Source organism: Pantoea sp. JK (assembly GCF_026130245.1).
Taxonomy (GTDB): domain Bacteria; phylum Pseudomonadota; class Gammaproteobacteria; order Enterobacterales; family Enterobacteriaceae; genus Pantoea; species Pantoea trifolii.
Map to the genome: position 1 here is coordinate 20,398 of NZ_JAINFN010000012.1, position 25,741 is coordinate 46,138.

19 protein-coding genes and 5 pseudogenes are annotated in these 25,741 nt (G+C 49.0%); 20 read left to right on the forward strand and 4 right to left on the reverse strand.

Annotated elements, in window-relative coordinates; all coding sequences use genetic code 11:
• The first annotated feature begins 9 nt into the window (after positions 1–9).
• From PanJK_RS23975 to PanJK_RS21430, 4 genes and pseudogenes are all read left to right on the forward strand, one after another.
• Positions 10–10,569: pseudogene (locus tag PanJK_RS23975) on the forward strand (hemagglutinin repeat-containing protein).
• Between the two features lie 3 nt (positions 10,570–10,572).
• Positions 10,573–10,809 (forward strand): hypothetical protein, encoded by a 237-nt coding sequence (locus PanJK_RS21420; RefSeq protein ID WP_256698910.1) that lies wholly within the window; start codon positions 10,573–10,575, stop codon positions 10,807–10,809.
• Positions 10,810–10,835: 26 nt separating this feature from the next.
• The gene (locus PanJK_RS21425; RefSeq protein WP_265302789.1) at positions 10,836–11,240 is read left to right on the forward strand and encodes a hypothetical protein; all 405 of its coding nucleotides are present in this window, start codon (positions 10,836–10,838) and stop codon (positions 11,238–11,240) included.
• Between the two features lie 119 nt (positions 11,241–11,359).
• Entirely contained in the window at positions 11,360–11,734 is a 375-nt protein-coding gene (locus PanJK_RS21430; protein WP_256698900.1) for a hypothetical protein, read from the forward strand.
• Positions 11,735–11,861: 127 nt separating this feature from the next.
• On the opposite strand, the pseudogene PanJK_RS21435 reads toward PanJK_RS21430, so the two are convergent.
• Positions 11,862–12,461 (reverse strand): annotated as a pseudogene (locus PanJK_RS21435) (tyrosine-type recombinase/integrase); the annotation flags it as partial.
• Between PanJK_RS21435 and PanJK_RS21440 the strand changes: the two are divergent.
• The 8 genes and pseudogenes from PanJK_RS21440 to PanJK_RS21475 form a co-directional block, all read left to right on the forward strand.
• Positions 12,461–16,753 (forward strand): annotated as a pseudogene (locus tag PanJK_RS21440) (hemagglutinin repeat-containing protein); the annotation flags it as partial. The pseudogenes PanJK_RS21435 and PanJK_RS21440 sit on opposite strands and share 1 nt — an antisense overlap.
• A 93-nt stretch (positions 16,754–16,846) precedes the next feature.
• On the forward strand, positions 16,847–17,131 hold the full coding sequence (locus PanJK_RS21445; RefSeq protein WP_265302792.1) for a hypothetical protein: 285 nt from the start codon (positions 16,847–16,849) through the stop codon (positions 17,129–17,131).
• 326 nt (positions 17,132–17,457) lie between these two features.
• Positions 17,458–17,661 (forward strand): DUF4926 domain-containing protein, encoded by a 204-nt coding sequence (locus PanJK_RS21450; RefSeq protein ID WP_256698907.1) that lies wholly within the window; start codon positions 17,458–17,460, stop codon positions 17,659–17,661.
• Positions 17,662–17,753: 92 nt separating this feature from the next.
• Positions 17,754–18,134 carry an Imm63 family immunity protein gene (locus tag PanJK_RS21455; RefSeq protein WP_256698906.1) on the forward strand — a complete coding sequence of 127 codons (381 nt, stop codon included), beginning with the start codon at positions 17,754–17,756 and terminating at the stop codon, positions 18,132–18,134.
• Between the two features lie 58 nt (positions 18,135–18,192).
• Positions 18,193–18,510, forward strand: a complete 318-nt coding sequence (locus PanJK_RS21460; protein ID WP_256698905.1) for a hypothetical protein — start codon at positions 18,193–18,195, stop codon at positions 18,508–18,510.
• The gene (locus tag PanJK_RS21465; RefSeq protein ID WP_256698903.1) at positions 18,507–18,968 is read left to right on the forward strand and encodes a hypothetical protein; all 462 of its coding nucleotides are present in this window, start codon (positions 18,507–18,509) and stop codon (positions 18,966–18,968) included. The genes PanJK_RS21460 and PanJK_RS21465 overlap by 4 nt, the downstream gene beginning before the upstream one ends.
• 532 nt (positions 18,969–19,500) lie before the next feature.
• Complete coding sequence (locus tag PanJK_RS21470) at positions 19,501–19,899, forward strand: hypothetical protein (protein WP_256698901.1); 399 nt, start codon at positions 19,501–19,503, stop codon at positions 19,897–19,899.
• A gap of 119 nt (positions 19,900–20,018) precedes the next feature.
• A complete protein-coding gene (locus tag PanJK_RS21475; protein WP_256698900.1) occupies positions 20,019–20,393 on the forward strand; it encodes a hypothetical protein in 375 nt (124 codons plus the stop codon).
• Between the two features lie 126 nt (positions 20,394–20,519).
• Here PanJK_RS21475 and PanJK_RS21480 read toward each other — a convergent pair whose 3' ends face one another.
• A complete protein-coding gene (locus tag PanJK_RS21480) occupies positions 20,520–20,873 on the reverse strand; it encodes a hypothetical protein (RefSeq protein WP_256698899.1) in 354 nt (117 codons plus the stop codon).
• A 30-nt stretch (positions 20,874–20,903) separates the two neighbouring features.
• Between PanJK_RS21480 and PanJK_RS24035 the strand changes: the two genes are divergently transcribed.
• The 7 genes and pseudogenes from PanJK_RS24035 to PanJK_RS21510 all read left to right on the forward strand — a co-directional run bounded on the left by PanJK_RS24035 (position 20,904) and on the right by PanJK_RS21510 (position 23,906).
• Positions 20,904–21,041 carry a hypothetical protein gene (locus PanJK_RS24035; RefSeq protein ID WP_414858962.1) on the forward strand — a complete coding sequence of 46 codons (138 nt, stop codon included), beginning with the start codon at positions 20,904–20,906 and terminating at the stop codon, positions 21,039–21,041.
• Positions 21,042–21,043: 2 nt separating this feature from the next.
• Positions 21,044–21,394 (forward strand): hypothetical protein, encoded by a 351-nt coding sequence (locus tag PanJK_RS21485; protein ID WP_154156727.1) that lies wholly within the window; start codon positions 21,044–21,046, stop codon positions 21,392–21,394.
• A gap of 381 nt (positions 21,395–21,775) precedes the next feature.
• Entirely contained in the window at positions 21,776–22,237 is a 462-nt protein-coding gene (locus tag PanJK_RS21490) for a GNAT family N-acetyltransferase (protein WP_265302798.1), read from the forward strand.
• A 150-nt stretch (positions 22,238–22,387) separates the two neighbouring features.
• A complete protein-coding gene (locus tag PanJK_RS21495) occupies positions 22,388–22,696 on the forward strand; it encodes a hypothetical protein (RefSeq protein WP_265302800.1) in 309 nt (102 codons plus the stop codon).
• Positions 22,697–23,080: a hypothetical protein gene (locus PanJK_RS21500; RefSeq protein ID WP_265302802.1), complete on the forward strand. Its 384-nt coding sequence runs from the start codon at positions 22,697–22,699 to the stop codon at positions 23,078–23,080.
• A 203-nt stretch (positions 23,081–23,283) separates the two neighbouring features.
• Positions 23,284–23,523: pseudogene (locus PanJK_RS21505) on the forward strand (hypothetical protein); the annotation flags it as partial.
• A complete protein-coding gene (locus PanJK_RS21510; protein WP_265302806.1) occupies positions 23,520–23,906 on the forward strand; it encodes a contact-dependent growth inhibition system immunity protein in 387 nt (128 codons plus the stop codon). The pseudogene PanJK_RS21505 and the gene PanJK_RS21510, both read left to right, overlap by 4 nt.
• A 63-nt stretch (positions 23,907–23,969) precedes the next feature.
• On the opposite strand, the pseudogene PanJK_RS21515 reads toward PanJK_RS21510, so the two are convergent.
• Positions 23,970–24,284, reverse strand: a pseudogene (locus tag PanJK_RS21515) (transposase); the annotation flags it as partial.
• Between the two features lie 244 nt (positions 24,285–24,528).
• Here PanJK_RS21515 and PanJK_RS21520 point away from each other — a divergent pair.
• Positions 24,529–24,759: a hypothetical protein gene (locus PanJK_RS21520; RefSeq protein ID WP_061719655.1), complete on the forward strand. Its 231-nt coding sequence runs from the start codon at positions 24,529–24,531 to the stop codon at positions 24,757–24,759.
• A 7-nt stretch (positions 24,760–24,766) separates the two neighbouring features.
• Here the strand turns inward: PanJK_RS21520 and PanJK_RS21525 are convergent, their stop codons facing one another.
• Positions 24,767–25,687, reverse strand: coding sequence for a LysR family transcriptional regulator (locus PanJK_RS21525; RefSeq protein WP_265302810.1), 921 nt, complete (start codon positions 25,685–25,687; stop codon positions 24,767–24,769).
• Between the last annotated feature and the right edge of the window lie 54 nt (positions 25,688–25,741).

A 25,741-nucleotide genomic window follows, 5' to 3' on the forward strand; every position in this document is an offset into this window, starting at 1 on the left:
GCAAAGATTATGGACGATCGTCAACCCGTTTCCCTCGCCCGTCGCGCGCTGAGTTACCTGATTTGCTATCTGGTGGCGGCACAGCCGATGCTGCCTGTTGTCGCCGCGCAAATTACGCCGGTAACGCCGGGCACGAAAATGGATGCCGCCGGCAACGGCGTGCCGGTGGTGAATATCGCCGCCCCCAACGGCGCCGGGATTTCGCATAACCAGTACCAGCAGTACAACGTAGGCAAAGAAGGTTTAATCCTCAATAACGCCACCGGTCAGCTTACCCAGACGCAGCTTGGCGGCCTGATCCAGAACAACCCTAATCTGAAAGCCGGGCATGAAGCGCAGGCGATCATCAACGAAGTGGTTGGCGCCAACCGTTCGCAGTTGCAGGGCTACACCGAAGTGGCGGGTAAAGCCGCTAACGTGATGGTGGCCAACCCGTACGGCATCACCTGTAACGGCTGCGGCTTTATCAACACGCCGAACGTCACGCTGACCACCGGTAAACCGCAGCTGGATGCCAACGGCAATCTGGCTGCGCTGGAGGTGACGAAAGGATCGGTGATCGTCGAAGGTCAGGGACTGGATGGCAGCAGCGCCGATGCGGTGTCGATCGTCGCGCGCGCAACGGAGATCAACGCCGGGATCCATGCGAAAGATCTGTCTGTTACGGTCGGGGCAAACCGCGTGGGCACGGATGGTTCCGTCACGCCGATTGCCGGTGAAGGTGCGGCGCCGTCGGTGGCAGTGGATACCGGCGCGCTTGGCGGCATGTATGCCAATCGTATTCATCTGGTGTCGAGCGAAAAGGGCGTTGGGGTTAACCTCGGTAACCTGGTGGCGAAGCAGGGTGATATCCAGCTGGATGCCAGCGGCAAACTGACGCTGAATAACAGCCTGAGCAGCGGGGCGCTGACGGCGAATGCTGAATCAGTGACGCTTGGTGGGGAAAACAAAGCGTCCGGACAGGTCGCGCTCAGTGCACAGCAGGATGCAACGCTCAACAAAGGGACGCTGGTCAGCGACGCCGGAGTCAGCGTTACGGCGAAAGGAAATCTCACCACCAGTGGCACCAGCATCACGGCAGGACGTGATATTCAGCTTAATGGCGCAACCCTTGTCACGGACAGCAATGCCGTCGCGAAAGCCGGTAACGATATCCGATTGCAGGCGCAGGATCGGCTCAGCAACAGCGGCCAGCTGACGGCGGGAAAAAATCTAAACATCACAGCCAAACAACTCGATAACGGCGGCATGCTGGCCGGTAACACCACCGGCATCACGACAAGCAGCCTGCAGAATGGTAAGGGCGCGGCCATCTCCGGCGCAGAGACTCTCACCCTCAGCAGCGACAGCCTGCTAAATCAGGGCGTATTGTCAGCGCCGGTGCTCTCACTCAGCAGCGTGCAAACCGACAACAGCGGGCTGATTCAGGGCAGCAAGGCGCTGACCTACAGCGGCAACCGCCTGAACAATCTGGCGGGCGGCACCCTGAGTTCGGACAACAGTTTTGCACTCAATCTGCCGCAGCTGATTAACAGCGGGCTCATCACCAGCAAGGCAGGGCTGACGCTGAGTGGAGACGCGCTGACCAACAGCGGCGAAATCAATGCTGCCAGCCTGTTTGCCTCAAACGCGCAGCTGAATAATCAGCAGGGCGGCCTGCTGCTCGCGGATAACAACCTCAGTCTTCAAAACGCTGCGCTGACCAATGACGGTCAAATCGCCGCAGCGACAACCACTGTTGATGCCAGTACGCTGAACAACAGCGGCACGTTGCAGGGCAAACAATCGCTGCAGGCTAGCGGCAAGGTGATAACCAGCAGCGGTACGTTACTGAGTGACGGCAAATTAACGATCGCAGCAGACTCGCTCACTAACCGTGGCCTGTTGCAGGGACAGCAGCTGGCGGTGACGGCGGGCAGCTGGCATAACAGCGGCAATGCGTTAAGTGCGGGTGATGGCGTACTTAACGCCGCAGCGCTTGATAACAGTGGAAAAATTCTTGGTCAGCAGAACCTACAGCTTAAAACAGATTCGGTTGATAACAGCGGCTGGCTGCTGGCGCAGGCACTCAGGCTTCAGGGCGATTTAGTTAACAGCGGGCTGATTCAGGGCAGTGATGCGCTGACCGTGACGGGCAATAAGCTCAGTAATAAAACCGGCGGCCAGTTACTGAGTGCTGGCACGCTGACTGCTCAGGCTGACAGCCTGGATAATCACGGCAGCATTCAGGCCGACACGCTCGATATGCGGCTGCAAAGCTGGCAGAACGCCGGCAGCGCCCAGGCGACCACGCAGTTCCTTGGCACCCTGAGCGGCGCGCTGGATAACAGCGGCACGCTGCTGAGCCAGAACGATTTTGCCCTCATCAGCAACGACATCACTAATAGCGGTACGCTGGCGGCCAACCGACTCAGCATCACAGCCCCTCAGCTGACTAACGCCGGATTGCTGCAGGGTAACAGCTCGCTCTTAATGAACAGCGCGGATATCACCAACGCCGCCAGCGGCCAGCTTATTAGCGGCGGTTCGCTGACGCTTTCCCCGGTACAGCTGACCAATGCGGGCCTGTTACAGGTGGCTAATGACTTCAACATCAACGGCCGTGACCTCACCAACAGCGGACGCATCACCGCAACCAATCTGAAAGCAGACCTGAGCGGCACGCTGAATAACAGCGGTTCGATTGCGGCACAGCAGTTGAACGTGTCTGGTGATGTGCTGAAGAATCAAAGCCTGCTGCAGGGTGACAACGGACTTAACGCGAATTTCAGGCAGTTGAGCAACCTGAGCGCGGGTCAGCTTCTCAGCAACGGTATTCTTGCAGTGAAGGGCGCCACCGCTGATAACGCCGGTGTGTGGCAGGGCAACAGCATTGACTATCAGTTTGGCTCGCTGACCAACAGTGGCACGGTTTACGGTATTGAGTCACTGAAAGGTCAGTCTGACGGGCTGCTGGATAACCGTGGCAGCCTGACGGCGGGCGGTAACGCCAGCCTGACGGCGGGTAACCTGCAAAACAGCGGTAAGGTGCTGGCCGATAATCTGGTGTTACGCGGGAGCAGCCTGAGCAACAGTGGCTTATAGCAGGGAACTTCCTCGCTGGATGCACAGTCGAGCGGCGCTTTAATTCAGGCAACTGGTGGCAAAACGCTGACCGGCGGTGGCCTGCTGCTGAACGCAACTGAGCTCAACACGGCGGGCACAATCCAGGGTAACAACGCGCAAATTATCGCAGGCCGCTGGCAGAATCAGGGCTCGCTGCTGGGCACCGCAGACGTCTCTGCGGACGTTGCGGGTGAGCTGCGCAACAGCGGTGAAATTCTGTCGCAGGGCACGGCACAGGTCAGCGCGCAGAATCTGAACAACAGCGGCTCGCTGCTGGCGGATAAAGCGATGACGCTGAGTGGCGATGCGCTGAATAACAGCGGCAGCGTGCAGGGCAAAACGCTGGCTATTACCCCGGCCAGCGTGACCAATCAGGGCAGTCTGATTGGTTTACAATCACTGACTATCGGTCCGGCGTCGACCCGTGGTTTCCGTATGATGGCGGTACAGTCGCGGCCCGCACGTGAATTAATCAACAATGCTGGCGGTCAGCTACTGACGCAGGGCGCGCTGAACATTAGCGGTGATGACATCACCAACAACGGCAGCTGGCAGGGACAGCAAATCCTGCTGAACGCCACCCGCCTTGCCAACAACGGCGCTATCCAGATCGCGGGCGATCTGACGCTCAATATCAGCGATGCACTGACGTCCACCTCTGGTAGCAAAATCACCGCGAACGGCAACGCCGCGCTCAACGCACTCAGCCTCACTAATCAGGGGCAGTGGATTGCCGGAAACCTGACGCTGAAAGGCACGACGCTGACCAACGGTGGAGAAATCTCCGGCGTTAACGGACTGACGGCAGTGCTCGGCGGCACGCTGACGCAGCAGCAAAACGGTGCGCTGTTATCGGGTGGCAAACTGGATGTTCAGGCGGCGACGGCTAGCAATGATGGCCGCATTCAGGGTGGTGATCTGACGATCACTACTGGAACACTGACTAACAACGGGCGGTTGCAGGGTGATAAGAGCCTGTTGCTGACCACCCGTGGCCGCATCACCAACAACAATAGCGGGACGCTGATAAGCCAGAGCGGTCTGACGCTGACCACGCCTGAGTTGTATAACTACGGCCTGATTCAGGGGGCAACTAACCGCATCACCGCCAGCAGCAGCGCGACTAACAGCGGAAAAATGCTGTCTGGGGGCGAGCTCACGCTCACAACGCCTCAACTCGTCAATAGCGGCTGGTTGCAGGCAGCGCAGCTGACGCTGAATGCTGCCAACGCCAGCAACAGCGGCACCTTGCTGGCCGATCAGCAGGGAACTTTAACCGGCTCGCAACTGCTGAATCAGGGAACTGCGCAGGGTGGCTCGCTGGCGGTCAATTATAGCCAGCTCAATAACAGTGGCACGCTGCTGGGCGCTAATCAACTGGACGTTAAGGCCAGCCAGGTCACGCAGCAGGCAGCGGGTAAGCTGTTCAGCGGCGGCAATATGCTGCTGGAGAGCACCGGTTTTGATCAGCTGGGTCAGGTGGTAGCGCTGGGCGATGCCACGCTGAAACTGATCAACAGCTTTACTGCACGCAACACGCTGGTAGCCGGTAATCGCCTTACTATCAGCAGTAACGGTGCGATTGAGAACCAAGGCACGTTACAGGGGCAGGCACTGACGTTGAGTGCTGGCGGCGACCTGACGAACAACGGCCAGCTCACCACCGGAACCGGCGACAGCAGCCTGAGCGGTAACCGCATCAATATGAACAGCGCTGGCACGCTGCAGGGCGGCGGCAATGTTGCACTGATCAGCCGCAGCGACGTAGCACTCAATGGTTTCACCGGCACGCGTGGCAGCCTCACCATTTCCTCGCCAGGCAGCATTGTGAACACGGCGCTGCTGTATGCCGGGCAGAATCTCTACCTGTACGCTAACAGCATTCAAAATCAGCGTGGCGATATGCTGGCAGGCAACAGTCTGTGGATGCAGCGCGACGCGGCGGGGAATGCTAATGGTGAGGTAATCAACACTTCCGGAACAATTGAGTCACAGAATGGTGATATCACGATTAGGACCGGGCATCTGCTGAATACGCGTGAGGGCTTGATCACTAGTGAAGAGGTAACCCAGCTTGCTACCCCGTCATGGGCGAATGGACCGAATGTTAGGATCCCGTTCTCGTGGTTTAAACCCGGCGATTACTATAAATACGTCAGTGGAACTCAACAACACCACGGACATGGTGATGACTGGGAAACCCATACTTACAGCTATGCGCCGAATGCTGATGTCCAGGTGCAAAAGATTGCATATCAGTCCATAGCCGTGACCGCTAATGCAAGCGGAGGAGCAGGACGTATTGCAGCGGGCCGAGACCTGAATGTGCAGGCGGCGCAGCTTGATAATTCTGCCTCCTCTTTGCTTGCTAGTAACAATATGGCGCTGTCAGGGAGGGAATTGAATAACCAAAGCTGGACTGATGGCACAAGCACGGCTTATCAGATTTACCGTTATAGTGGTGGCGCTACGTCGAGTTCATTTGGATACACGCTTGATGACAGTCCGGCGTATGAAACTACCGGTAGCGGCAACGTATATCGTGCCGCCATTCAGGCAGGCGGCAACGTTAACGCCAGCTTCAGTGGTGATATCAGCAATACCTCCACGACTTCCAATGCCGGCTGGACAGGCACCACTGTCAATGCGCCTGCATTAAATCAGCTCGCCGCAATCGGCCAGGTGGCAGCTCAGCAGCGCCAGCAGCTCGCCGCCATAGATAAAATGGCGATTAATTCTCCTGAATGGCGCGACCAGCTGCAAAATGCCCTGCAGCAGGTCAACGGTGGCACGTCGCTGCAAAATGCACAGCCTGAAACCGTTGGGCTCTCAAATCACAATGGCAAACAACAGGGCAACGCGAACCTTGGTAAGGCCGCTGAACTGGCGTCAGGCAGCGCAGTAAAACCATCGGCTCTGGGCAGCTATGGTGCTTCAGCGGTGGATACCAGCGCCTATCCGCTCCCCACCAGTGACAATGGCTACTTCGTCCCGGGCGACAGCAGCAGTCCCTATCTCATCACCGTAAACCCGAAATTAAACGGTCTGGGGCATCTGGACGCCAGCCTGTTTGGCGATCTCAATCAGTTGCTGGGTAAACAGCCTGGCAGCGCACCACAGGAAAGCCGTCAGCAGTATACCGACGTAAATACTTTCCTTGGCTCGTCCTATCTGCTGGACAGGCTGAATCTCAAGCCTGACAACGATTACCGCTTCCTAGGCGATGCGGCATTTGATACGCGTTACGTCAGCAACATCGTTCTTAATCAGACCGGCAGCCGCTATCTGAACGGCGTGGGCTCCGATCTGGACCAGATGCGTTATCTGATGGATAACGCCGCCGCGTCACAGCAGGCTTTAGGCCTGCAGTTTGGCGTATCGCTTACTGCGGATCAGGTTGCTTCGCTGGATAAGAGCATCATCTGGTGGGAAGCCACCTCGGTGAATGGTCAGACGGTGATGGTGCCGAAAGTGTACCTGTCCGAAAAAGATGCGGCGATGAACAATGGCAGCGTGATTGCCGGGAACAATGTGACGCTCTCCGGCGGGAACATCACCAATAGCGCAAGCACTATCGTGGCGCAGAACGCTGTCAGCGCCGACAGCCAGAACAATATCGACAACCTTAAAGCCGGGCTGATTAAAGCCGGAGGCGAGCTGAATCTCAGTGCGCTGAATAGCATTAACAACGTCAGCTCGACAATCAGCGGTAAAAAGGTGGCGCTGGAAAGTGTCAACGGCGACATCAATAACATCACCGCAAGTTCGCAATGGACGATCGGCGGCAACGGACCAGTACAGGCGAGCAAAACGCTGCTTGGCCAGACGGCGGCGATTACGTCGCTGGATGCGCTCAGCCTGAAGTCCGGCAACGATATCAACATCACCGGTGCCTCACTGAACGCAGGTGGCGATTTGCTGCTCAGTGCCTGGCACGACCTCAGCCTCAACAGCATCGAGACCAGCGAAAGCCGTAAAACCGGTAACAAGGAAACGCATAGCTCCGGTGCCGAGCGCACAACACTTTCCAGCGGCGGCAACCTGACTCTGGTAGCCGGGCAGGATGTTACCAGCCAGGCGGCAGCGCTGGCAGCCGAGGGCGATATTAGTCTGCAGGCGGGACGCGATATCAATCTGAATGCAGTTGAAAGCCGCTCCGGAGACAGTGAACGGGGCAGTAAAAAAACGGTTATCAACGAAGCAGTGCGTCAGCAGGGCACTGAAATTGCAAGTGGCGGCAGTACAACCCTGATTGCCGGTCACGACATTATCAGCCATGCAAGTGATGTAACGGCTCAACAGGATATTACGTTGCACGCCGGGAATAACGTGGATCTGGGCACTGCGACTGAGAGCGATTATTACTACAAAGAAGAAACCAAAACCAAAAAAGGTCTATTAAGCAAAAAGACGACGCACACCATTCAGGAAGACAGCGCAACCAATGAAAAAGGCACGTTGCTGAGTGGGAATAATGTCTCCATTTCTGCCGGAAATGATTTGCTCGTTACCGGTTCGCAGGTGGTCGGTGATGGCAAAGTCGCTTTGAGTGCAGGCAATAATGTTGAAATAGCTGCCGCAACCAACACGGATTCAACCTGGCGTTTCTCGGAAACCAAAAAAAGCGGTTTGATGGGTACCGGTGGGCTAGGAATTAGTATTGGTAGTAGCAAAACGCTGCATGAGATTAAGGACAAAGGCACGACGCAGAGCCAAAGCATCAGCACGGTGGGCAGCACTGCTGGTGATGTGTCGATTACAGCAGGTAAGCAGCTACTGGTAAACGGAGCCGACCTGATTGCCGGTTCAAACATGGCACTGCAAGGCGATAGCGTGACGATCACGCCAGGCCATGATTTACGTTCGCGTGATGAACGATTCGAGCAACGTACTAGCGGGCTGACTCTGGCGCTTTCAGGGGCAGTGGCTGAAGCCGTGAACAGTACTATAGAAACTGTGCAATATGTGAAAAATGAAAGCGATGACAGGCTTCTTGCACTACAGGCAACCAAATCAGTACTTTCTGGTGTGCAGACCGGTCAGGCCAGTCAGCTTGCTCAGGCTAATGGCGATCCAAATAACGGCATTGGCATCAGTCTGTCGCTGACCACGCAACAATCCAAATCACAACAACACCAAAAATCAGACACCGTCAGCGGCTCGAGTATCAATGCCGGTAATAATTTGAGTATTGATGCAACGGGTAAAGGAAACGGCATCAACAGTGGAGACCTGTTAATTGCAGGCAGTCAGCTGAAAGCCGGCGGCGATACCTCTCTGCATGCTGCAAATGACATCACACTCGCCGCGACTGCCAACACGCAGCAAACCACTGGAAAGAACAGCAGTAGCGGTGGCGGTATAGGTATCAGCTTTGGCGTAGGGTCGGGAAGTGCGGGTCTCAGTATTTTTGCCAGCGTCAATGGCGCCAAAGGTCATGAAAAAGGCAACGGTACAGTCTGGACTGAGACCACGCTGGATAGTGGAGGTGAAGTATCCATTTCCAGCGGCCGCGATACCACGCTAAGCGGTGCGCAGGTGAATGGTAACAGTGTCACAGCTGATATTGGACGTGATTTGACGATAGCCAGCCTGCAGGATAGCGACAACTATGACTCGAAGCAGGTGAGCTTTGGTGCGGGAGGTAGTTTCACTTTCGGCTCCATGACGGGCTCAGGTTACATCAATGCCAGCCAGGACAAGATGCACAGCAATTACGACAGTGTTCTTGAGCAGAGCGGCATTTATGCCGGAAAAGGTGGCTTCGACATTACGGTTGGCAACCACACGCAACTTAATGGCGCGGTCATTGCCAGCCAGGCTGATGCCGACAAAAACCGTCTTGATACCGGCACGCTCGGGTTTACTGATATTCATAATGAGGCAGATTACAAAACACAGCATCAAGGGATTGGCATCAGCTCAGGCGCAAGTATGGGTGGGCAGTTTGTCGGTAATATGGCAAACACCATGTTGGCCGGCGCAGGAGGAAAGGGGCATGCTGAGGGCACCACACAGTCTGCAGTAGCTGACGGTACAATAGTTATTCGCGACACGGCAAACCAGCAGCAGGATGTGAGAGACCTTAGCCGCGACACTGAAAATGCCAATGACAGTATCGGTCAAATATTTAACAAAGAAAAAGAACAAAAACGACTTCAAACCGCACAGTTGATTGGCGAAATTGGAGCGCAGGCAGTCGACATAGCTGCGACTCAAGGCAAAATTATGGCGATTAATGCTGGTCGCGCGGAACTTGAAGCAAAAGGTATCAGTGCACCAGATGCTTATGCCACTCCAGAAGAACGGGCGGCGTATGACAAGTTATTGACCAACACTTCGTCTTATAAAACGACTCAGGCCCAGTGGGGAACCGGTAGTGCAATTCAGCAAGGCATTCAGGCCGCCACTGCGGCGATTCAGGGTCTGGCTGGCGGCAATATTGCTCAAGCGCTGTCTGGAGCAGCAGCACCCTATCTGGCTGAAATTATCAAAAAGACGGCACCTAATGAATCAAGCCGTATTATTGCCCACGCAGTCTTAGGGGCAGTGGTGGCTCAGGCCAGTGGTAATAGTGGCATGGCAGGTGCAGCTGGTGCCGCAGCAACAGCGCTTATCGGAGAAAGCCTGAAGAAATCTCTTTATGGTGATATACCGGTAAGTCAGTTGAACGAAGAGCAGAAACAAACGCTGGTTGCCCTAGGTAGCCTGGCAGCAGGTCTGACTGGCGGATTAGCAGGTGGCGATAGTGCTGGCTCGATGACCGGTGCACAAGCCGGAAAGAATGAGATCAGCAATAATATGGCAGGCGCAGGCATGTTGTCACAAATGCTGGCGCATGAAACGCTGAACTCTGCGGCGATGGCTGAAGCAGGAAAAGGTGGAGCCAATGAACAAGCAGCGTTAGCCCTAACTAACAAAGTGAAAGAAGGTTTAGACGAAACTTGCCGTAAGAGCGATGTATGCGTCCTCCTTGCTGTGATGTCTGCGCAAAATCAATCCGACTCAAACGACAGCCAGAAGCCAAATATTGGTAAAGATCTGTCCAATGAACAGAAAAATGAAATGGGTGGTACAGGATCTGGAACACCGGATGGCTGGGGCCCTGAGGATGAAGATAGCGCTCGAAACGAACAATTAAGTAGTAATTTTGACGAGAAATTCAATAAAAATGACCTTTTATCATCAGCAAGCGAACCAATTAATGATCAAGGGTTATCTGCTGCTGCACGTGCATGGGAAAAACATGCTGGAAGGCTTGGAGGATCTTTTGACCCCCTAAAAGGTAATGTTTCTCAGAAAAATGAAGCTGCAAAACAATTTGTAAATGAAGTGTTAGGTAACACCAATACCGTCAGAACAGATTTATCCCGAGGTGGTGTAGAATTTCGATTACCTGATGGAAAAGGAGTTCGTTATAATGCTGATGGCTCATTTTCTGGTTTTCTAGATCCAAAAAGGTAAAAAATGAATAATTATTTTGAAGTTGTTTTTTTTAGTGATTCTAAATACGAGAAACTCACTGCAGAAATTTCGTATGCAGGACAAATTCTTTGTCAAATTAATCAAGATAAAGGACCAAAAAATCTTGAAGTTGAATTTTTTCATGATAGTAGAATCATACATGAGGAAGAACCAGTCAAATTCCCTTTAGACGAGTTTGTAGCTCTGATGATTAAAACTAAAGATGACCTGATAACTTAACATGTTATAAAAAATGACATAATGATATGAAAATGAATGAAAATTTGAATCAAGTCACGTTGGAAGGCATAGATCTTAAGAATAAGTTCCTTGTGTCTATAGGATATTCCGGAGGAATCTTGGAGATACAACTTTCACCAAGCGAAGACGGAGGAACAGATGATGTAAAAATATCATTTGATTGGATCTATTCCTTCCGATTGACAGATGAAGGGGATTTACTTAAGTTACAAAATGATTTGTGTGGTAAATTAACTTTAGGAATATACACCTTGAATGACTCTGGTTATCTACGTTGGTTTAACGAACAAAGCTTCGAAATTCATAATGATGAGAAGCTAAACCACTATCTTATTGTTACAAGCACAGAGATAGTAGAAGTAATATCAATCGTGGATCCAAGTTATAAAGCAATGACTGAAGACCTTTAAACTGGATAACCAGTAAGAAATTGAAAATAAAGGATTTAAAATTAAAAATTGCAGATAAACAACTAAAAATGAAATTCTCGAAATTCATCAAGGATTCATCTTTTTGAAGACTGTTGACCATGAAAAAGAAAACTGATGAGTTCATAAGTTTTGTGATCGATAGAAATGAGTTTTTAAAGAATGACGTCAAGAAATGCCTTGAGTATTGGATGCCAGACGCACCAGCTCCGATCTTGTTGTTTTCATTAGTTGGTAAATCAATTGTTAAACATTTAAGTTTTTTTAATGAAAATGAGAAACTATCTCTTTTCCAGCACATTGAATTGGGTATGACTTCTGATAATGAGGAGCTAGCAATAGCAGTTGCTACGGGACTTGTTGAGGCATTAGTCACAGCGTCTGATGCAAATGAATCTGTTTGGAAAGAGATTGAGTATTACCTTCAGGTCGAGTCGAAGAAACATGCATTAGCATGGAAAAATTTTGGCCAGTAATTAGTGATATAAACTCCTCCATAGATTGATATGGATCTCAAGGAGTGGACATCATCATATAAGGCAGGATGACTACGCGCTTCGCGGTTAAGACGTGTAGTGCTAAAAGAATTCAGCACTAAAGCTTTTAACTTTGAGCGTAATTATCCATGAAGTCGACCATGGCGCCGGAATGAGCATCAACATGTCTGATATATCGCATTACCGTCTCTGGCTTCTTCCATGTACCCTCCTGCATAATCTGCGCAGTGCTGTATTTTTTCGAGGCCATATCGATAGCTGCTCCCACGCGAGTGCTGTGCCCCGACCATCCACGATAGCGATTTTTATTCGGCAGCGCGTCATGACCGGGGCCCGCTTCACGCCATGCTCGGGCAAAAATGTCCTCCAGCGCGCGGGTAGACAAAGGCTTTAGCGATACGGCTGTCGCGCAATTAGTACGGTGAACAGGACCGAAGATAAATGCATCCGGTTTGTGAATCAGCCCTGATTTATTTAGCCACTCCGTAAGTCTTTGCGAAGACAGATCGCCCAGCGCTTTTATCAGGCCACCGGTCATCACAATCGTTTTGGTCCAGGCCACATCAAGAATGATTCGGCCATCTTGTGCGCGAGAGAGATCCCGCACGCGCAGACGTCCAAGTTCGCTGACACGCAGCAACGTGGCATATGCCATATGCAGAAATGCCAAATCGCGGCGCTGCTGCATCTTGTTGTAGCCTGACCAGCAGCAGTCCCTATCTCATCACCGTTAACCCGAAATTAAACGGTCTGGGGCAGCTGGACGCCAGCCTGTTTGGCGATCTCAATCAGTTGCTGGGTAAACAGCCTGGCAGCGCGCCACAGGAAAGCCGTCAGCAGTATACCGACGTAAATACTTTCCTCGGTTCGTCCTATCTGCTGGACAGGCTGAGTCTCAAGCCTGACAACGATTACCGCTTCCTTGGTGATGCGGCATTTGATACGCGTTACGTCAGCAACATCGTTCTTAATCAGACCGGCAGCCGCTATCTGAACGGCGTGGGCTCCGATCTGGACCAGATGCGTTATCTGATGGATAACGCCGCCGCGTCACAGCAGCCTTTAGGCCTGCAGTTTGGCGTATCGCTTACTGCGGATCAGGTTGCTTCGCTGGATAAGAGCATCATCTGGTGGGAAGCCACCTCGGTGAATGGTCAGACGGTGATGGTGCCGAAAGTGTACCTGTCCGAAAAAGATGCGGCGATGAACAACGGCAGCGTGATTGCCGGGAACAACGTGACGCTTTCTGGCGGTAACATCACCAACAGCGCCAGCAGCATTGTGGCGCAGAACGCTGTCAACGCCGACAGCCAGAACAATATCGACAACCTTAAAGCCGGTCTGATTAAAGCCGGAGGCGAGCTGAATCTCACTGCGCTGAATAGCATTAACAACGTCAGCTCGACAATCAGCGGTAAAAAGGTGGCGCTGGAAAGCGTTAACGGTGACATCAACAACACCACCATCAGCTCACAATGGACGATCGGCGGCAACGGGCCAGTGCAGGCAAGCAAGACGCTGCTTGGCCAGACGGCGGCGATCACGTCACTGGATGCGCTCAGCCTGAAGTCCGGCAACGATATCAACATCACCGGTGCCTCACTGAACGCAGGTGGCGATCTGCTGCTCAATGCCTGGCACGACCTCAGTCTCAACAGCATCGAGACCAGCGAAAGCCGCAAAAACGGCAACAAGGAAGCGCATAGCTCCGGTGCTGAACGCACGACCGTTTCCAGCGGCGGCAATCTGTCGCTGGTAGCCGGGCAGGATATTACCAGCCAGGCAGCAGCCCTGGCAGCGGAAGGCGATATTGGTCTGCAGGCGGGGCGTGATATCAATCTGAATGCAGTTGAGAGCCGCTCCGGAGACAGTGAACGAGGCAGTAAAAAAACGGTTATCAACGAAACCGTGCGCCAGCAGGGCACTGAAATTGTCAGTGGCGGCAGCACGACGATGCTTGCCGGAAATGACATCACCACTCAGGCCGCAAGCATCACCGCAAACAAAGATATTGGATTACAGGCCGGCCACGACGTAAATATCACCACGGCGACGGAAAGTGATTATGCCTACAAGGAAGAAACTAAAACAAAAAAAGGCCTGTTCAGCAAGAAAACGACTCACACCATCAGCGAAGACAGCTCAACCACTGGAAAAGCTTCTCAGATAAATGGCGACCAGATTTCAATCGTCGCAGGTAATGATCTGACCCTAAAAGGCTCCACCGTTGTCGGTGAAAACAATGTTGGTCTTAAAGCTGGCAACGATCTCACTATTGCAGCGGCAACCGATACACAAAGCAGCTATCGGCTGAGTGAAACCAAGAAGAGCGGCATGTTCAGCGGTGGCGGAATTGGGGTCACTTTTGGCAGCGCATCCTCGAAACAGCAGCTTAAGCAGGACGGTACGACAGAAAGTCAGAGCGCCAGTACCGTTGGCAGCACGGGTGGCAACGTTACGCTGGTTGCGGGTCAGGACGCGCACGTAGCGGGATCGGATGTGATTGCTAAGCAGGACATAAGCCTGGTCGGCGGCTCGGTCACTATCGATCCGGGCAACGACACGTTAACGCGCCGTCAGAGCTTTGAGCAGAAACAAAGTGGTCTGACCTTAAGGCTAACCAGCCCGATTACTGACGCGTTACTGAGTTTGGGGTCACAGGCTAAAGAGGCCGGACAGGCAGGAGACGAACGTCTTAAAGCGCTTAACGCGGTAAAAATGCTGGAGAGTGGCTGGGCAATGTCAGGAGCGGCAGGACAGTCTGCGGCAGCCCTAGCTAAGGGTGATTTAAATAATGCCGGCATTAAGATTGAGCTGAGCGTCGGTGCCAGCAAAAGCAAGTCTTCTTCAGAATACAACGCCAATACGATTAGCGGCAGTTCGCTTAACGGCGGTGGTAATGTCACTGTGGTTGCCACGGGTGCAAACGGTGCCAGTGGTGACCTGAATTTGACCGGCAGCGGTATCACTGGAGGTAACGTCACTCTTGCCGCAGCGCATGACCTCAACCTGATCGCCGCCAGCAACAATAGCGATCAGAAGAGTAGCAATAAGTCATCTGGCTGGAGTGCGGGCGTACATATTGCTATTGGTCAGGAAACCGGTATTGGAGTGCAGGCCAGCGGGTTCATGGCCAGCGGCTCGGAGAATGGCAACACAACGTCTTACGTTAATAGCCGCGTCAACGCGAAAGATAATCTGACGTTGAGCAGTGGGAACAATACGCTACTCTCCGGAGCCCAGGCGCTGGGTAACCGTATCACCGTTGATGCAGGTAACAACCTCACACTGACCAGCCTGCAGGATATCGACAACTACCAAAGTAAGCAGCAGAGCGCCAGCGGTGGTTTCAGTTTCACCTTTGGCAGTATGACTGGCTCGGCTGGGCTGAGTATTAGCAAGAGCAAAGTTAAGAGTGAATACGCAAGCGTCGGGGATCAGAGCGGTTTGTTTGCGGGTGACGGTGGCTATGACATTTACGTTGGCAATCATACACAGCTAAATGGTGCTGTAATCGCCTCAACCGCCCAAGCGGCAGACAATCACCTGTCTACCGGCACACTGGGCTGGGGAAGCATAGATAATCATGCTTCTTACAGCGCCAGCAGTGCGGCAATGGGTATCAGTGGAGGATATAACAGCAACAATAAACCGGGAGAGCAATTTGCAGGCTCCGCGCTGCCAGCAGTAGTGAATTTGAATGGAAGTGCATCCGGCACAACACAATCTGCGATCTCAGCTGGCACCATTACGGTTCGAGATGAACGGAACCAGAAGCAGGATGTAGCGGATCTGAGCCGCGATACCGATAACGCGAACGGCAGTATTGGTAAGATTTTCGATAAGGAAAAAGTCGAAAACCAGATGGCTTTTGCACAAGGCGTACAGGAACTGGCGGGCAAGGTTGTCAGTGATGTCAAAGCCTACAAGCTGGATGAAGCTGCAAAAGAGACCTCAGACCGCCTCCTGAAGGAACATCCTGAATACGCCAGCTTATCTAATGAAGATTTCAACACATTGGTTCGAAACGATTCTGGATATAAGGACGTGGCGGATAAGTGGGGTACTGGTGGAACTTATTCGATGGTGGCCAGTGCAGTCGCGGGTGCGCTTGGCGGCTTAAGTGCCAACAACATGGGCGCGGCAGCCAGCGGCGCGATGGCACCATATATTGCTAATGCTATAAAGAAAGCCACCACATCATACAACGCTGACGGCACAGAAAAGACTAATCTGGTAGCAAACACCATGGCGCACGCCGTAGCGGGTGCCGTGCTGGCTCAGATGTCCGGCAGCAGTGCAGCAGCGGGTGCGGCTGGCGCAGCAGGTGGTGAGCTAGCTGCGCGGGCGATTGTAAAAGTGATGTATCCGGACACCGACATCAGCAGCCTGACAGAAAATCAGAAGCAAATTGTCAGTAGCCTGAGCCAGCTTGCTGCAGGCCTTGCGGGCGGTATTGCGGCGGATTCGTCCATGGGGATTGGAGCTGGAGCGGGTGCCGGGAAGAATGCGGTGGAGAACAATATGTTTGGGCCTATTCCTGCTCCAGTCCCAGTCCCAGTCCCCGTCCCTGGGGCACCCGTAGGGCCTGGTGACAAAGTGAAACAGATTGCGGATAAGAATATTGCTTCAGGGCTCAAGGAAGGGCTTAATAATGTGACTGACTTGCTGGATAAGACAACAGCGTGCTCATTTGGCCGAGCCTGCTCGACAGATGATTCAGAAGAGGCTGATGGCCCGAGAGCTGGCGCTAATCTGACAGATGCTGAGAAGAATGAATATGGCGGCGTGGGATCTGGAACTCCTGGTGGATGGGAACCAGAGGATGAACAACAGGGCCGCGATAAAAATCTAAATGCTTCAGATCAGAGATCGATTAAATCACTTGAAGAACAAATTCGTATTCATGAAGATAAGCTTGAAGCATACAAAAATAACCCAGACTCTTTCGATAACAAAGGTTACCTTAAGAACGCACCAAATGAACAAGTGAGGTAAAGTATTATTGATGGTCGTATTCGTCATCTTGAGCAGGAGATAAAAACGTTCCATAAGAACATAAGTGAAATTAAAAATGGTAAGGAGTAAATTATGGAAGTTAATTTGGATGTAATTGAAAAAGCAATAACTAGAATTTTCTCAGACTTGAGGAGTCGAGGTGTTGATAGTTTTAAAGTAGATGCTGATTTTTACTGGAGTATTCCTAGTGAGAAAATCTATGACCCTTATACCTTACCAACAGAACTTGATATTGGTCAGTTAGACGAAGATTACGATATTCTTGTTCAGATGAGCAATAAAGATCTTCTGATTGGTCATAATTTGAAAAATGTAGCCGTATTATTAAGGTATCTGTCAGAGAAATACCCTGCCTGACATGAGGTGCAGGCCAAATTAACCGAGTTTTAGTGTTTAAAGAAAGGCCCAAAAGTAAAAAGTTGCAATCATCATTAATGATCTAGACTGGTAACTACGGGCTTGAAGAAAATTAATTGTGGTACTTAATCACCTCTTTATTATATTATTAGCAATAAATACATTTTCCATTATCAAGAATGGCGGTGATGAAAAAAGAATTATTTAGTCAAGACGATGTAGATTCAGGCCTGAATGTAGTGGTCGTTTCATATTTTGATCGTATGTACGAAGATAATAAGTTTTTAAAAGGAAAGTGATTATTATCTAAGAGCTGGGTTTTATTTATGTTATTAAATGAGTTGATACATGCGAAATTTGACATTATCACTCTAATCATTGACATGCCGGAAAATAACCTAAAAAATGGTATGAAAGGAACAATAATAGATACTTATAGTCAACCATACGAGGCTTATGAAGTTGAATTTTGCGAGGGCGAAGGAAGAACAGTAGCGCAACTCGCACTAACATTAGATCAGTTCGAATAATTTCGTCGGAAGATGGCGGGTAGATATGGCGATGTAGGTATTAGTTAAATATCATTATATGATACTTGGGCGATCTGAAGGAGATTAAGTAAATGGAAGATATAAGAGTAATCCAGAATGAAGTTTTCCGGTTAGGTTCTAAAGTCAACGCTTCTCATAATTCATTGATTATTCTGACAAAGCCTTCAGATTACGGAAAGCCATACCTTCACATATCTGAGGATCGCTATGAATATATTTATTCGGAGAGAGGCTTTGAATTCTCAAGAAAATCTACCAAGGATTTAGATGAGTTGTTTTACTGGATTATCTATCCCGTAGTTCATCAAATGGCCGTGGAGTATGAATTATTACATCGAGTTGATGAGCATGAAGATTGCAGGAAAATAATTTTCCCCAAACTGCTAAAATACCTAGGAAAAATAAACCCACTTTGGGCTGAAATGGCTAAAAAAGAGTTACCTCCAATTTAGTTGAGAATAGCTCTCTGAGCCAGAAACAACAGGCTCAGAAGGATAAAGAAATCGCTGAATGCCAGAACATGGCCTGCAAAGCGGTGGGCTCTTGCCAAATGGACGTCCTTTGACTGATGCAGAATCAAAGAATTTGTATCAAAATGCGACGGCTGTGGAAGTACTCCAAGATGTTCACAGAGCTGGGCCTACATATGGCGGGAAAAACACAGCAGCTCAAGTTGAGCAAGATGCTTTAGATTTATGTGGAGCAGTCTGTCATGATACTGATGCCCTGAAGAACAATATGGTTGAATGTGGCTATAATTCAAAGCAAGTTGATGACGCTATTAAACAAATTATTAAGAGAAACCGTCAGTCAGGGGTTATAAAATGATAAGTGTGTGGGATGCTGGTATTTCAGCAATCAATAATGGGGAAAAATCTTCCGAATTTTTAGCATTTTGTAAGTTGCTGGGTGAAAGTACAGTATTGACATCTGACCCTGTTGAATATAATGAATCTATTGGTAAGGAAAAATACTATAAATTTTTAAAATCTGGAGCCGAGGCAGGATTTAGAAATGAAAAGCTAAATCACATTCATTTTTATCTTGAAAATGATGAAGGCTATTCAGCCTTTGATTACGAGTTATGTCACAACCTTAATAAATCATCTGTCGAAAAAAATGTGATGGAGTTTTTCGGTTTACCTGATGCATCCGGAGGAGGTAAATTAGATCTGTTGATTGGCTACGTGAATAAATGGATTAAATACAAAAATAGCGAGCAATCAATTAACTTTCAGTTTAATAAAAATGGCTTTTTATCAAGGGTTACGATTATTAATTTATAGTGTCCAATGGTAAAGCCCATCGGCTCCAGCAAGTGCCCGTTGATAGCCAGCTGTGGCGTAGGGTTAGGGCTGCCCCCATTGTGGCGATTAAAAGGGCGCTTGATATTTTACGAAAATACAACATCTACTAAAACTCAAGGCGAAATGGTAGAAGCTAAAATAGTAGTGCTGTAATAAGAGAGGAACAGTTTAATCCCTATAATTGGAAGAGAGTCAAACAACCGTAGATTTGACCGGAAATTATGATGGATTCCCTGATTTTGGTGAGTATGATTCGTTGATCAGAAAGAAACGATAGGTACACAAATCTTTAAAAGAGCCTCTCACAGACGCTTGTATGCGTTGTGAGGTTCAGTGCGCCGGTCTGTCCCTTTCAAACTGCCGTTATTCGGCGCAGCGCCCGGCTGCTGACGCGCAGCTATCTTGAAGGCTGTGAATGTGGTAGTTACTTAGGGAGCTGACCGAGTATGATTAAGACTAAAAAGGACCAGATGAATAGTCGTGTTAATTAATATTGCTAAGTGGTATGAAAATGAGTGAGAACTTGAATCAAGTCACGTTGGAAGGCATAGATCTTAAGAATAGGTTCCTTGTGTCTATAGGATATTCCGGAGGAATCTTGGAGATACAACTTTCACCAAGCGAAGACGGAGGAACAGATGATGTAAAAATATCATTTGATTGGATCTATTCCTTCCGATTGACGGATGAAGGGGATTTACTTAAGTTACAAAATGATTTGTGTGGTAAATTAACTTTAGGAATATACACCTTGAATGACTCTGGTTATCTACGTTGGTTTAACGAACAAAGCTTCGAAATTCATAATGATGAGAAGCTAAACCACTATCTTATTGTCACAAGCACAGAGATAGTAGAAGTAATATCAATCGTGGATCCAAGTTATAAAGCAATGACTGAAGACCTTTAAACTGGATAACCAGTAAGAAATTGAAAATAAAGGATTTAAAATTAAAAATTGCAGATAAACAACTAAAAATGAAATTCTCGAAATTCATTAAGGATTCATCTTTTTGAAGACTGTTGACCATGAAAAAGAAAACTGATGAGTTCATAAGTTTTGTGATCGATAGAAATGAGTTTTTAAAGAATGACGTCAAGAAATGCCTTGAGTATTGGATGCCAGACGCACCAGCTCCGATCTTGTTGTTTTCATTAGTTGGTAAATCAATTGTTAAACATTTAAGTTTTTTTAATGAAAATGAGAAACTATCTCTTTTCCAGCACATTGAATTGGGTATGACTTCTGATAATGAGGAGCTAGCAATAGCAGTTGCTACGGGACTTGTTGAGGCATTAGTCACAGCGTCTGATGCAAATGAATCTGTTTGGAAAGAGATTGAGTATTACCTTCAGGTTGAGTCGAAGAAACATGCATTAGCATGGAAAAATTTTGGCCAGTAATTAGTAACATAAACTCCTCCTTAGATTGATATGGATCTTGAGGAGTGGACTTCACTATGTAAGGCAGGATGACTACGCGCTTCGCGGTTAAGACGTGTAGTGCTAAAGAATTCAGCACTAAAGCTTTTAGCTTTGAGCGTATTTATCCATGAAGTCGACCATGGCGCCGGCATGAGCATCAACATGCCTGATATATCGCATTACCGTCTCTGGCTTCTTCCTGGTACCCTCCTGCATAATCTGCGCGGTACTGTATTTTTTTGTGGCCATATCGACTGCGGCGCCTACGCGAGTGCTGTGCCCCGAGCATCCACGATAGCGATTTTTATTCGGCAGTGCGTCATGACCGGGGCCCACTTCACGCCATGCTCGGGCAAAAATGTCCTCCAGCGCGCGGGTAGACAAAGGCTTTAGCGATACGGCTGTCGCGCAATTTGTTTGATAAACGGGACCGAAAATAAATGCATCCGATTCGACCATCAACCCTGAATTCTAACAGCTCAAAAGCAAATCCTCGATCACTTAGGAAAAGCAGACATAGTTCCTGTAGATTTTAGTGTATTAACATCGTCTAACCAGAAAGTGTTTATGGACTACATAAAAACGTTGCCAAAAAATCAACAAGATAAATTAATTATTATGAGGTAATCATGGGCTCTTTTTTCGATATAGGATGCAAGCCATATAACAACAACTATGGTGAAAGAGGGCTAACAGTAGGGCTTAACAGAACAGCTTCGAATGCTTTAGAAGCATTGTTCGACGATGCATTACAGGAGTGTCATCCTGACATACATGAAAAGATAATGATGTTTTTGCCCTTAGATCAGATAAGTTTTAGTGAGTTAAGTAAAGAAGAGTTCAATATGGCAGTAAAAACTATTAGACAATGTCTTTTTGCTCGAAAAGAACCCAATGAAGTTCAGCTATATCAACAAGACATCTGGAATACAGAAATTCTGCCTCTAATGATGCAGGATGAGCGCTATCAACCTGATTAAAATGTAGAATTTCGGCCGAATCCTTGATGTTACCTTTTTAACCAGTTAGTTAAGTATTATTAACTGCGGCGCAGCTATCACCGGGATAAACTCCGAATAGGTTGTATCCAGAAAACCATTTTCGTGAACAGGACGTTTAAAATGACACTTTGTGGCATAACTAATGACGGGTTAGCCTTCATTTTATCGGCAGACGAAAAAGTATTTTCCTCCCGTTTTGAGCCGTCGCGCACCACCAACTGGACGATTGTGCATCATATCGTTATATAACTGGCACGGTTTGTTACAGAGAAGACAGGCGCGACGAATTGGATAAACATCGATCGCCCAACGTTTCCCAATCAGTGTAAAAAATTCACCGCCCTGGAGGTTTTAATCAAGATGACTAACAGGAACATCAAAATCCAACAATCCGCTCCCCACTCTGCAGAGTCCCAATTACTGGTAGAGAAGTTATCAGCCGAACTCGCCTTCATAACCGGCGACAACGGCAAAAGTCATTTCAACGCCCAGGAATTCAACAATGAGTGTTGTTTGTGGGTGCTAGCCAGAAATGAAGCCGGCAATGCCGTGGGTTGCGGGGCGTTGCGGTCGCTTGGGAACAATACCGCCGAAGTAAAACGCATGTACTCCGATCGTAGTGTGCCGGGCGTTGGCGCAGCGCTATTGGAGTATCTGGAAACGCGGGCCAAAAGTATGGGATACCGCGAAATTCGGCTATCGACCCGCGTTATCAATAGCCGTGCCGTGGCGTTTTATTACCGTTCCGGCTACGCGCAAATCCAGAACTACGAACCTTACATCGGCAGAAACGAATCGATCTGTTTTGCTAAAACGCTGTGAGTTTGACAGCCTAATAATGGCAAGTTGCCACTAGTCGTATAACGATTACGGAGGTTGTCGCTATGCATGCTCTGATCGTTACTGCTCATCCGGACCAACATTCACACACGCACCACATCGTCTCTCAGGTGGGACAAGGAATTGCTGCTGGTGGCCACTGTCACCAACGGTGCAAAAGCGAACCACCCTAACGGTCAAAAAGTGTGGGTGCATGGCAATGCTACAGAACACATGGCAGAATATGCGGCATCTAAAGCCGAAACTTATACGCCAGAGGCGGTAAGGCTTGCCAGCCAGACAGAACTTCGCAGTTTTCAAGCTGCATTAGATACCGCGACAAAGAACGGTATGTCATATGGGCGTATAACAGTCGATGGTTGGCAACTGGAAATCAAACCTCCGCGCGCTGCTGGTGAGTTGCCAATAGTCATTCATGCTCGTTATCTAAGGGCAAATTAAATGGATATCGAAATAAAAAGTCCGATCATTATCACATTGGACGTAATAGAACTTGATGAACATATTCCATCATTGAAGTTTAACTTGGCGATTCAAGTAGATAAATATAATTATAGCTTGAGTGTCAGCTCCCATGTATGGCTTGAATGTCAATGCTTTGACGAATTTGTCGACAAGTTATTGAATGATGATATAGCCCATCTTAAAGATATGAATGGATGTTTTGAGTTGAATGTTAATCCAATTTTAGGATGGTTTGAATGGTCATGTGCTAAAGAAGATCTGCATGGGTATATCACAGTATCAAAAGGCAGAGAACGATTAACGGACGATGCGAAATCTGCAATGTATGCAGCGTTTAATGATTATCCTAAATGGTGGTGACGGTTAGATCAGCTCTAAGCTATTACAGCTGAAATTAGTAATCCCAGCTTTGGCCTGGGTTACTACCTTTAATCCCTAAACAGGCCCATTTCCCGCCACTGCTACCGTATTACACCAAGAGCGCCGGGGGATAGACGAGTAAGACGATGATTGGGCAGACTCTACAACTGACCCGCCCTATCACCGACGCGCTGCTGAGTCTGAATACTCCGAAAGATCATGATATAACTGGCACGCTTAAGGACATGGATGGAAATCCTGTACCTAAAGAAAGCGGTGGTTATTGGGATCATATGCAGGAAATGCAAAATACTCTTAGGGGACTAAGAAATCATGCTGAAACGCTGAAAAACGTAAATAATCCCGAGGCACAAGCTGCATATGGCAGGGCAACTGATGCCATCAACAAAATTGAATCAGCGCTGAAAGGGTATGGAATATGATTACCTTCCGCAAATTGGTGGGAAATATTAATACAACGAAAGATTCAGGACAGCAGTCTTCTCTTGAGGCATGGTTCGAGAGTGTTCTTGATGTCCCGGTCGAAGGCATGGCAGTAGGGGATCTCTGCCGTGCTGTGCGACAAAAGATATGTCTTGATCAGCTGATGCCAAGAATATTAGCTGTTCTGACTGAAGATCCCCTGACTGGTGATCTTTATGATGGTGAACTGATAGCAGCGCTGGCGACAATAAAAGGGAATGAGTTGCAGGATCATAAAGAGACATTTATCAAAATAAAGCATCTTATAAACGGGCTAGATCCTCAGAATATAAACGATGATCTAAAGAATGATATTTTAAAGATAAATCAGTTAGCTGTATAAAATAATCCCGCCCTTGTCGGTGGTTTTACGAGTCTGCAAATAATTCTGTATAATTGCTCAACCTTAAAGATGGCCGCTAAGGCGGTCACCGTACTCGATAATAAAGCGGCTCATCACCAGCCGCCAGTTAATGATTGGCATCGTCCACTTTGTCGCCGCAGCTTCCGTCGCTAGCCGGATAACCTTGAGCACTGACTCATCCGTCGGAAATTCTTTGCGCTTCTTAATCACTTACCTGGTCACGCTGTTCAGCGATTCGATAGCATCAGTCATATAAATCGCACGGCGGATATCTTCCGGACACCCGTACAGTGTGCTCAGATTGACCCAGTTTGTATGCCAGCTTCGGGTAATTTGCGGATAACGCTCGTACCACTTTGAGTTTTTTCATCCATAATAATTTCCTGTCTTCGTGATGTCGAGAATATATCAAAAACAGGCGATTACACAATTTAAATTACAGGCTACCAAATGATTAACTCGTTATTAATGTGTTTATTTAAGATTATTTGGTTTTATTTACTTACGCACTCGCCTGGAGAGCTTTCGGTCAATGATAAAAACCCAAAGTTTCATATAGGTATGTCGATAAAAAGGGTGTTTTTTATTATAGGGATATTTGATGCGTAATATTATCTGCTCTTTTGGTTTGATTCTGGGTATGACAAGTATAACAACATCTGCTCAAGCCAACACATTGACGCAAAATCTAACGCGCTGCGACACTTCGTTTTTCAGTGAAATTTATCATCAGCGTACATCAATTAGTCGTGTGGCCCCTTTAATGTTCGATCAGCAACATCATGCCTGGTTCAAAGCACCGCAAGCCATTATTAAATTTGTAATCAAATAAGCAGCGATTAAACCGCTCCCGCCGTACCTTCAAAAAACGTCACCAGCAATTGCCATAAATGCTGCGCGGCGGGCGTGAAGCGGTGATCGGCGCTGCGTAATAAGTGGCATTGGCTTTCGCGGGCGATGCGATGCTGAATCGGCACGGCGACTAAGTTCTTAGCGATGAGGTCGTCTTCAACCACTTTGGCGGTCATAAACGCGATGCCCATGCCGGCCTGGCTCAAGGCGATGGCGCTGGAAAACAGATTACAGCTATAAGCCGGGCTGAATATAAATCCTTCCTGACTGAACATGGCATTCATATAACTTTGAATGCCAAAATTTTTGTCCATACCAATCAACGAATAATTGACCAGTTCGGCCACTTCAATTTGCGGATAATCCGCGATGGGGTGTTGGCTGTGCACCACCGCACAAATTGGTCCGCGTTGAAAACTCAAACACTTCAGGCCGGGAGGGCCAATCGGGCCAAAACCCACCGCCATATCAACGTCGCCTTTGGCAATCAGCGACACGGTGGTTTGCATATCGCCCGACAGAATATCGATAAACACGTCGGGATAAGTTTGCGAGAACGGCTGCAATACATGCCTGACGACTTCATCCACCATGCCCTGACCGACGCGCAATTTGATTGAGCCGCCGCGTTTATGGCGCAGATCTTTTAACTGGCGATCCAACTGGCTGCGCCGCTGATGGGTGTGCGCGTAATCTTCAGCCAATAACTTACCGGCTTCGGTCAGCACCACATTGCGGCCACGTCGCTCCAGCAGCGGCAACTGCATCTCCCGCGCGAGTTGCGATAACTGACGGCTGATGGCGGCGGGATCAACATCTAAGGCTTCCGCCGCCCGACGAATACCGCCGTAATTGCCCACTTCATACAGATACCTTATGGATTTTTCTGGATAGAGCAGCATCGCCATAGGTTTTTCCTATCTGTTGATCTGAGGTCAACAATAATAGCCTTTTATCTCCAT

Coding starts and splice junctions, on each gene's coding strand:
- PanJK_RS21485 (WP_154156727.1), top strand. CDS start 21,044: ATGGGCTCTTTTTTCGATATAGGATGCAAGCCATATAACAACAACTAT.
- PanJK_RS21430 (WP_256698900.1), top strand. CDS start 11,360: ATGAAAAAGAAAACTGATGAGTTCATAAGTTTTGTGATCGATAGAAAT.
- PanJK_RS21470 (WP_256698901.1), top strand. CDS start 19,501: ATGAGTGAGAACTTGAATCAAGTCACGTTGGAAGGCATAGATCTTAAG.
- PanJK_RS21420 (WP_256698910.1), top strand. CDS start 10,573: ATGAATAATTATTTTGAAGTTGTTTTTTTTAGTGATTCTAAATACGAG.
- PanJK_RS21520 (WP_061719655.1), top strand. CDS start 24,529: ATGCGTAATATTATCTGCTCTTTTGGTTTGATTCTGGGTATGACAAGT.
- PanJK_RS21475 (WP_256698900.1), top strand. CDS start 20,019: ATGAAAAAGAAAACTGATGAGTTCATAAGTTTTGTGATCGATAGAAAT.
- PanJK_RS21510 (WP_265302806.1), top strand. CDS start 23,520: ATGATTACCTTCCGCAAATTGGTGGGAAATATTAATACAACGAAAGAT.
- PanJK_RS21450 (WP_256698907.1), top strand. CDS start 17,458: ATGTTATTAAATGAGTTGATACATGCGAAATTTGACATTATCACTCTA.
- PanJK_RS21500 (WP_265302802.1), top strand. CDS start 22,697: ATGGATATCGAAATAAAAAGTCCGATCATTATCACATTGGACGTAATA.
- PanJK_RS21465 (WP_256698903.1), top strand. CDS start 18,507: ATGATAAGTGTGTGGGATGCTGGTATTTCAGCAATCAATAATGGGGAA.
- PanJK_RS21455 (WP_256698906.1), top strand. CDS start 17,754: ATGGAAGATATAAGAGTAATCCAGAATGAAGTTTTCCGGTTAGGTTCT.
- PanJK_RS21445 (WP_265302792.1), top strand. CDS start 16,847: ATGGAAGTTAATTTGGATGTAATTGAAAAAGCAATAACTAGAATTTTC.
- PanJK_RS21525 (WP_265302810.1), bottom strand. CDS start 25,687: ATGGCGATGCTGCTCTATCCAGAAAAATCCATAAGGTATCTGTATGAA.
- PanJK_RS21490 (WP_265302798.1), top strand. CDS start 21,776: ATGACTAACAGGAACATCAAAATCCAACAATCCGCTCCCCACTCTGCA.
- PanJK_RS21480 (WP_256698899.1), bottom strand. CDS start 20,873: ATGGTCGAATCGGATGCATTTATTTTCGGTCCCGTTTATCAAACAAAT.
- PanJK_RS21460 (WP_256698905.1), top strand. CDS start 18,193: ATGCCAGAACATGGCCTGCAAAGCGGTGGGCTCTTGCCAAATGGACGT.
- PanJK_RS21425 (WP_265302789.1), top strand. CDS start 10,836: ATGAAAATGAATGAAAATTTGAATCAAGTCACGTTGGAAGGCATAGAT.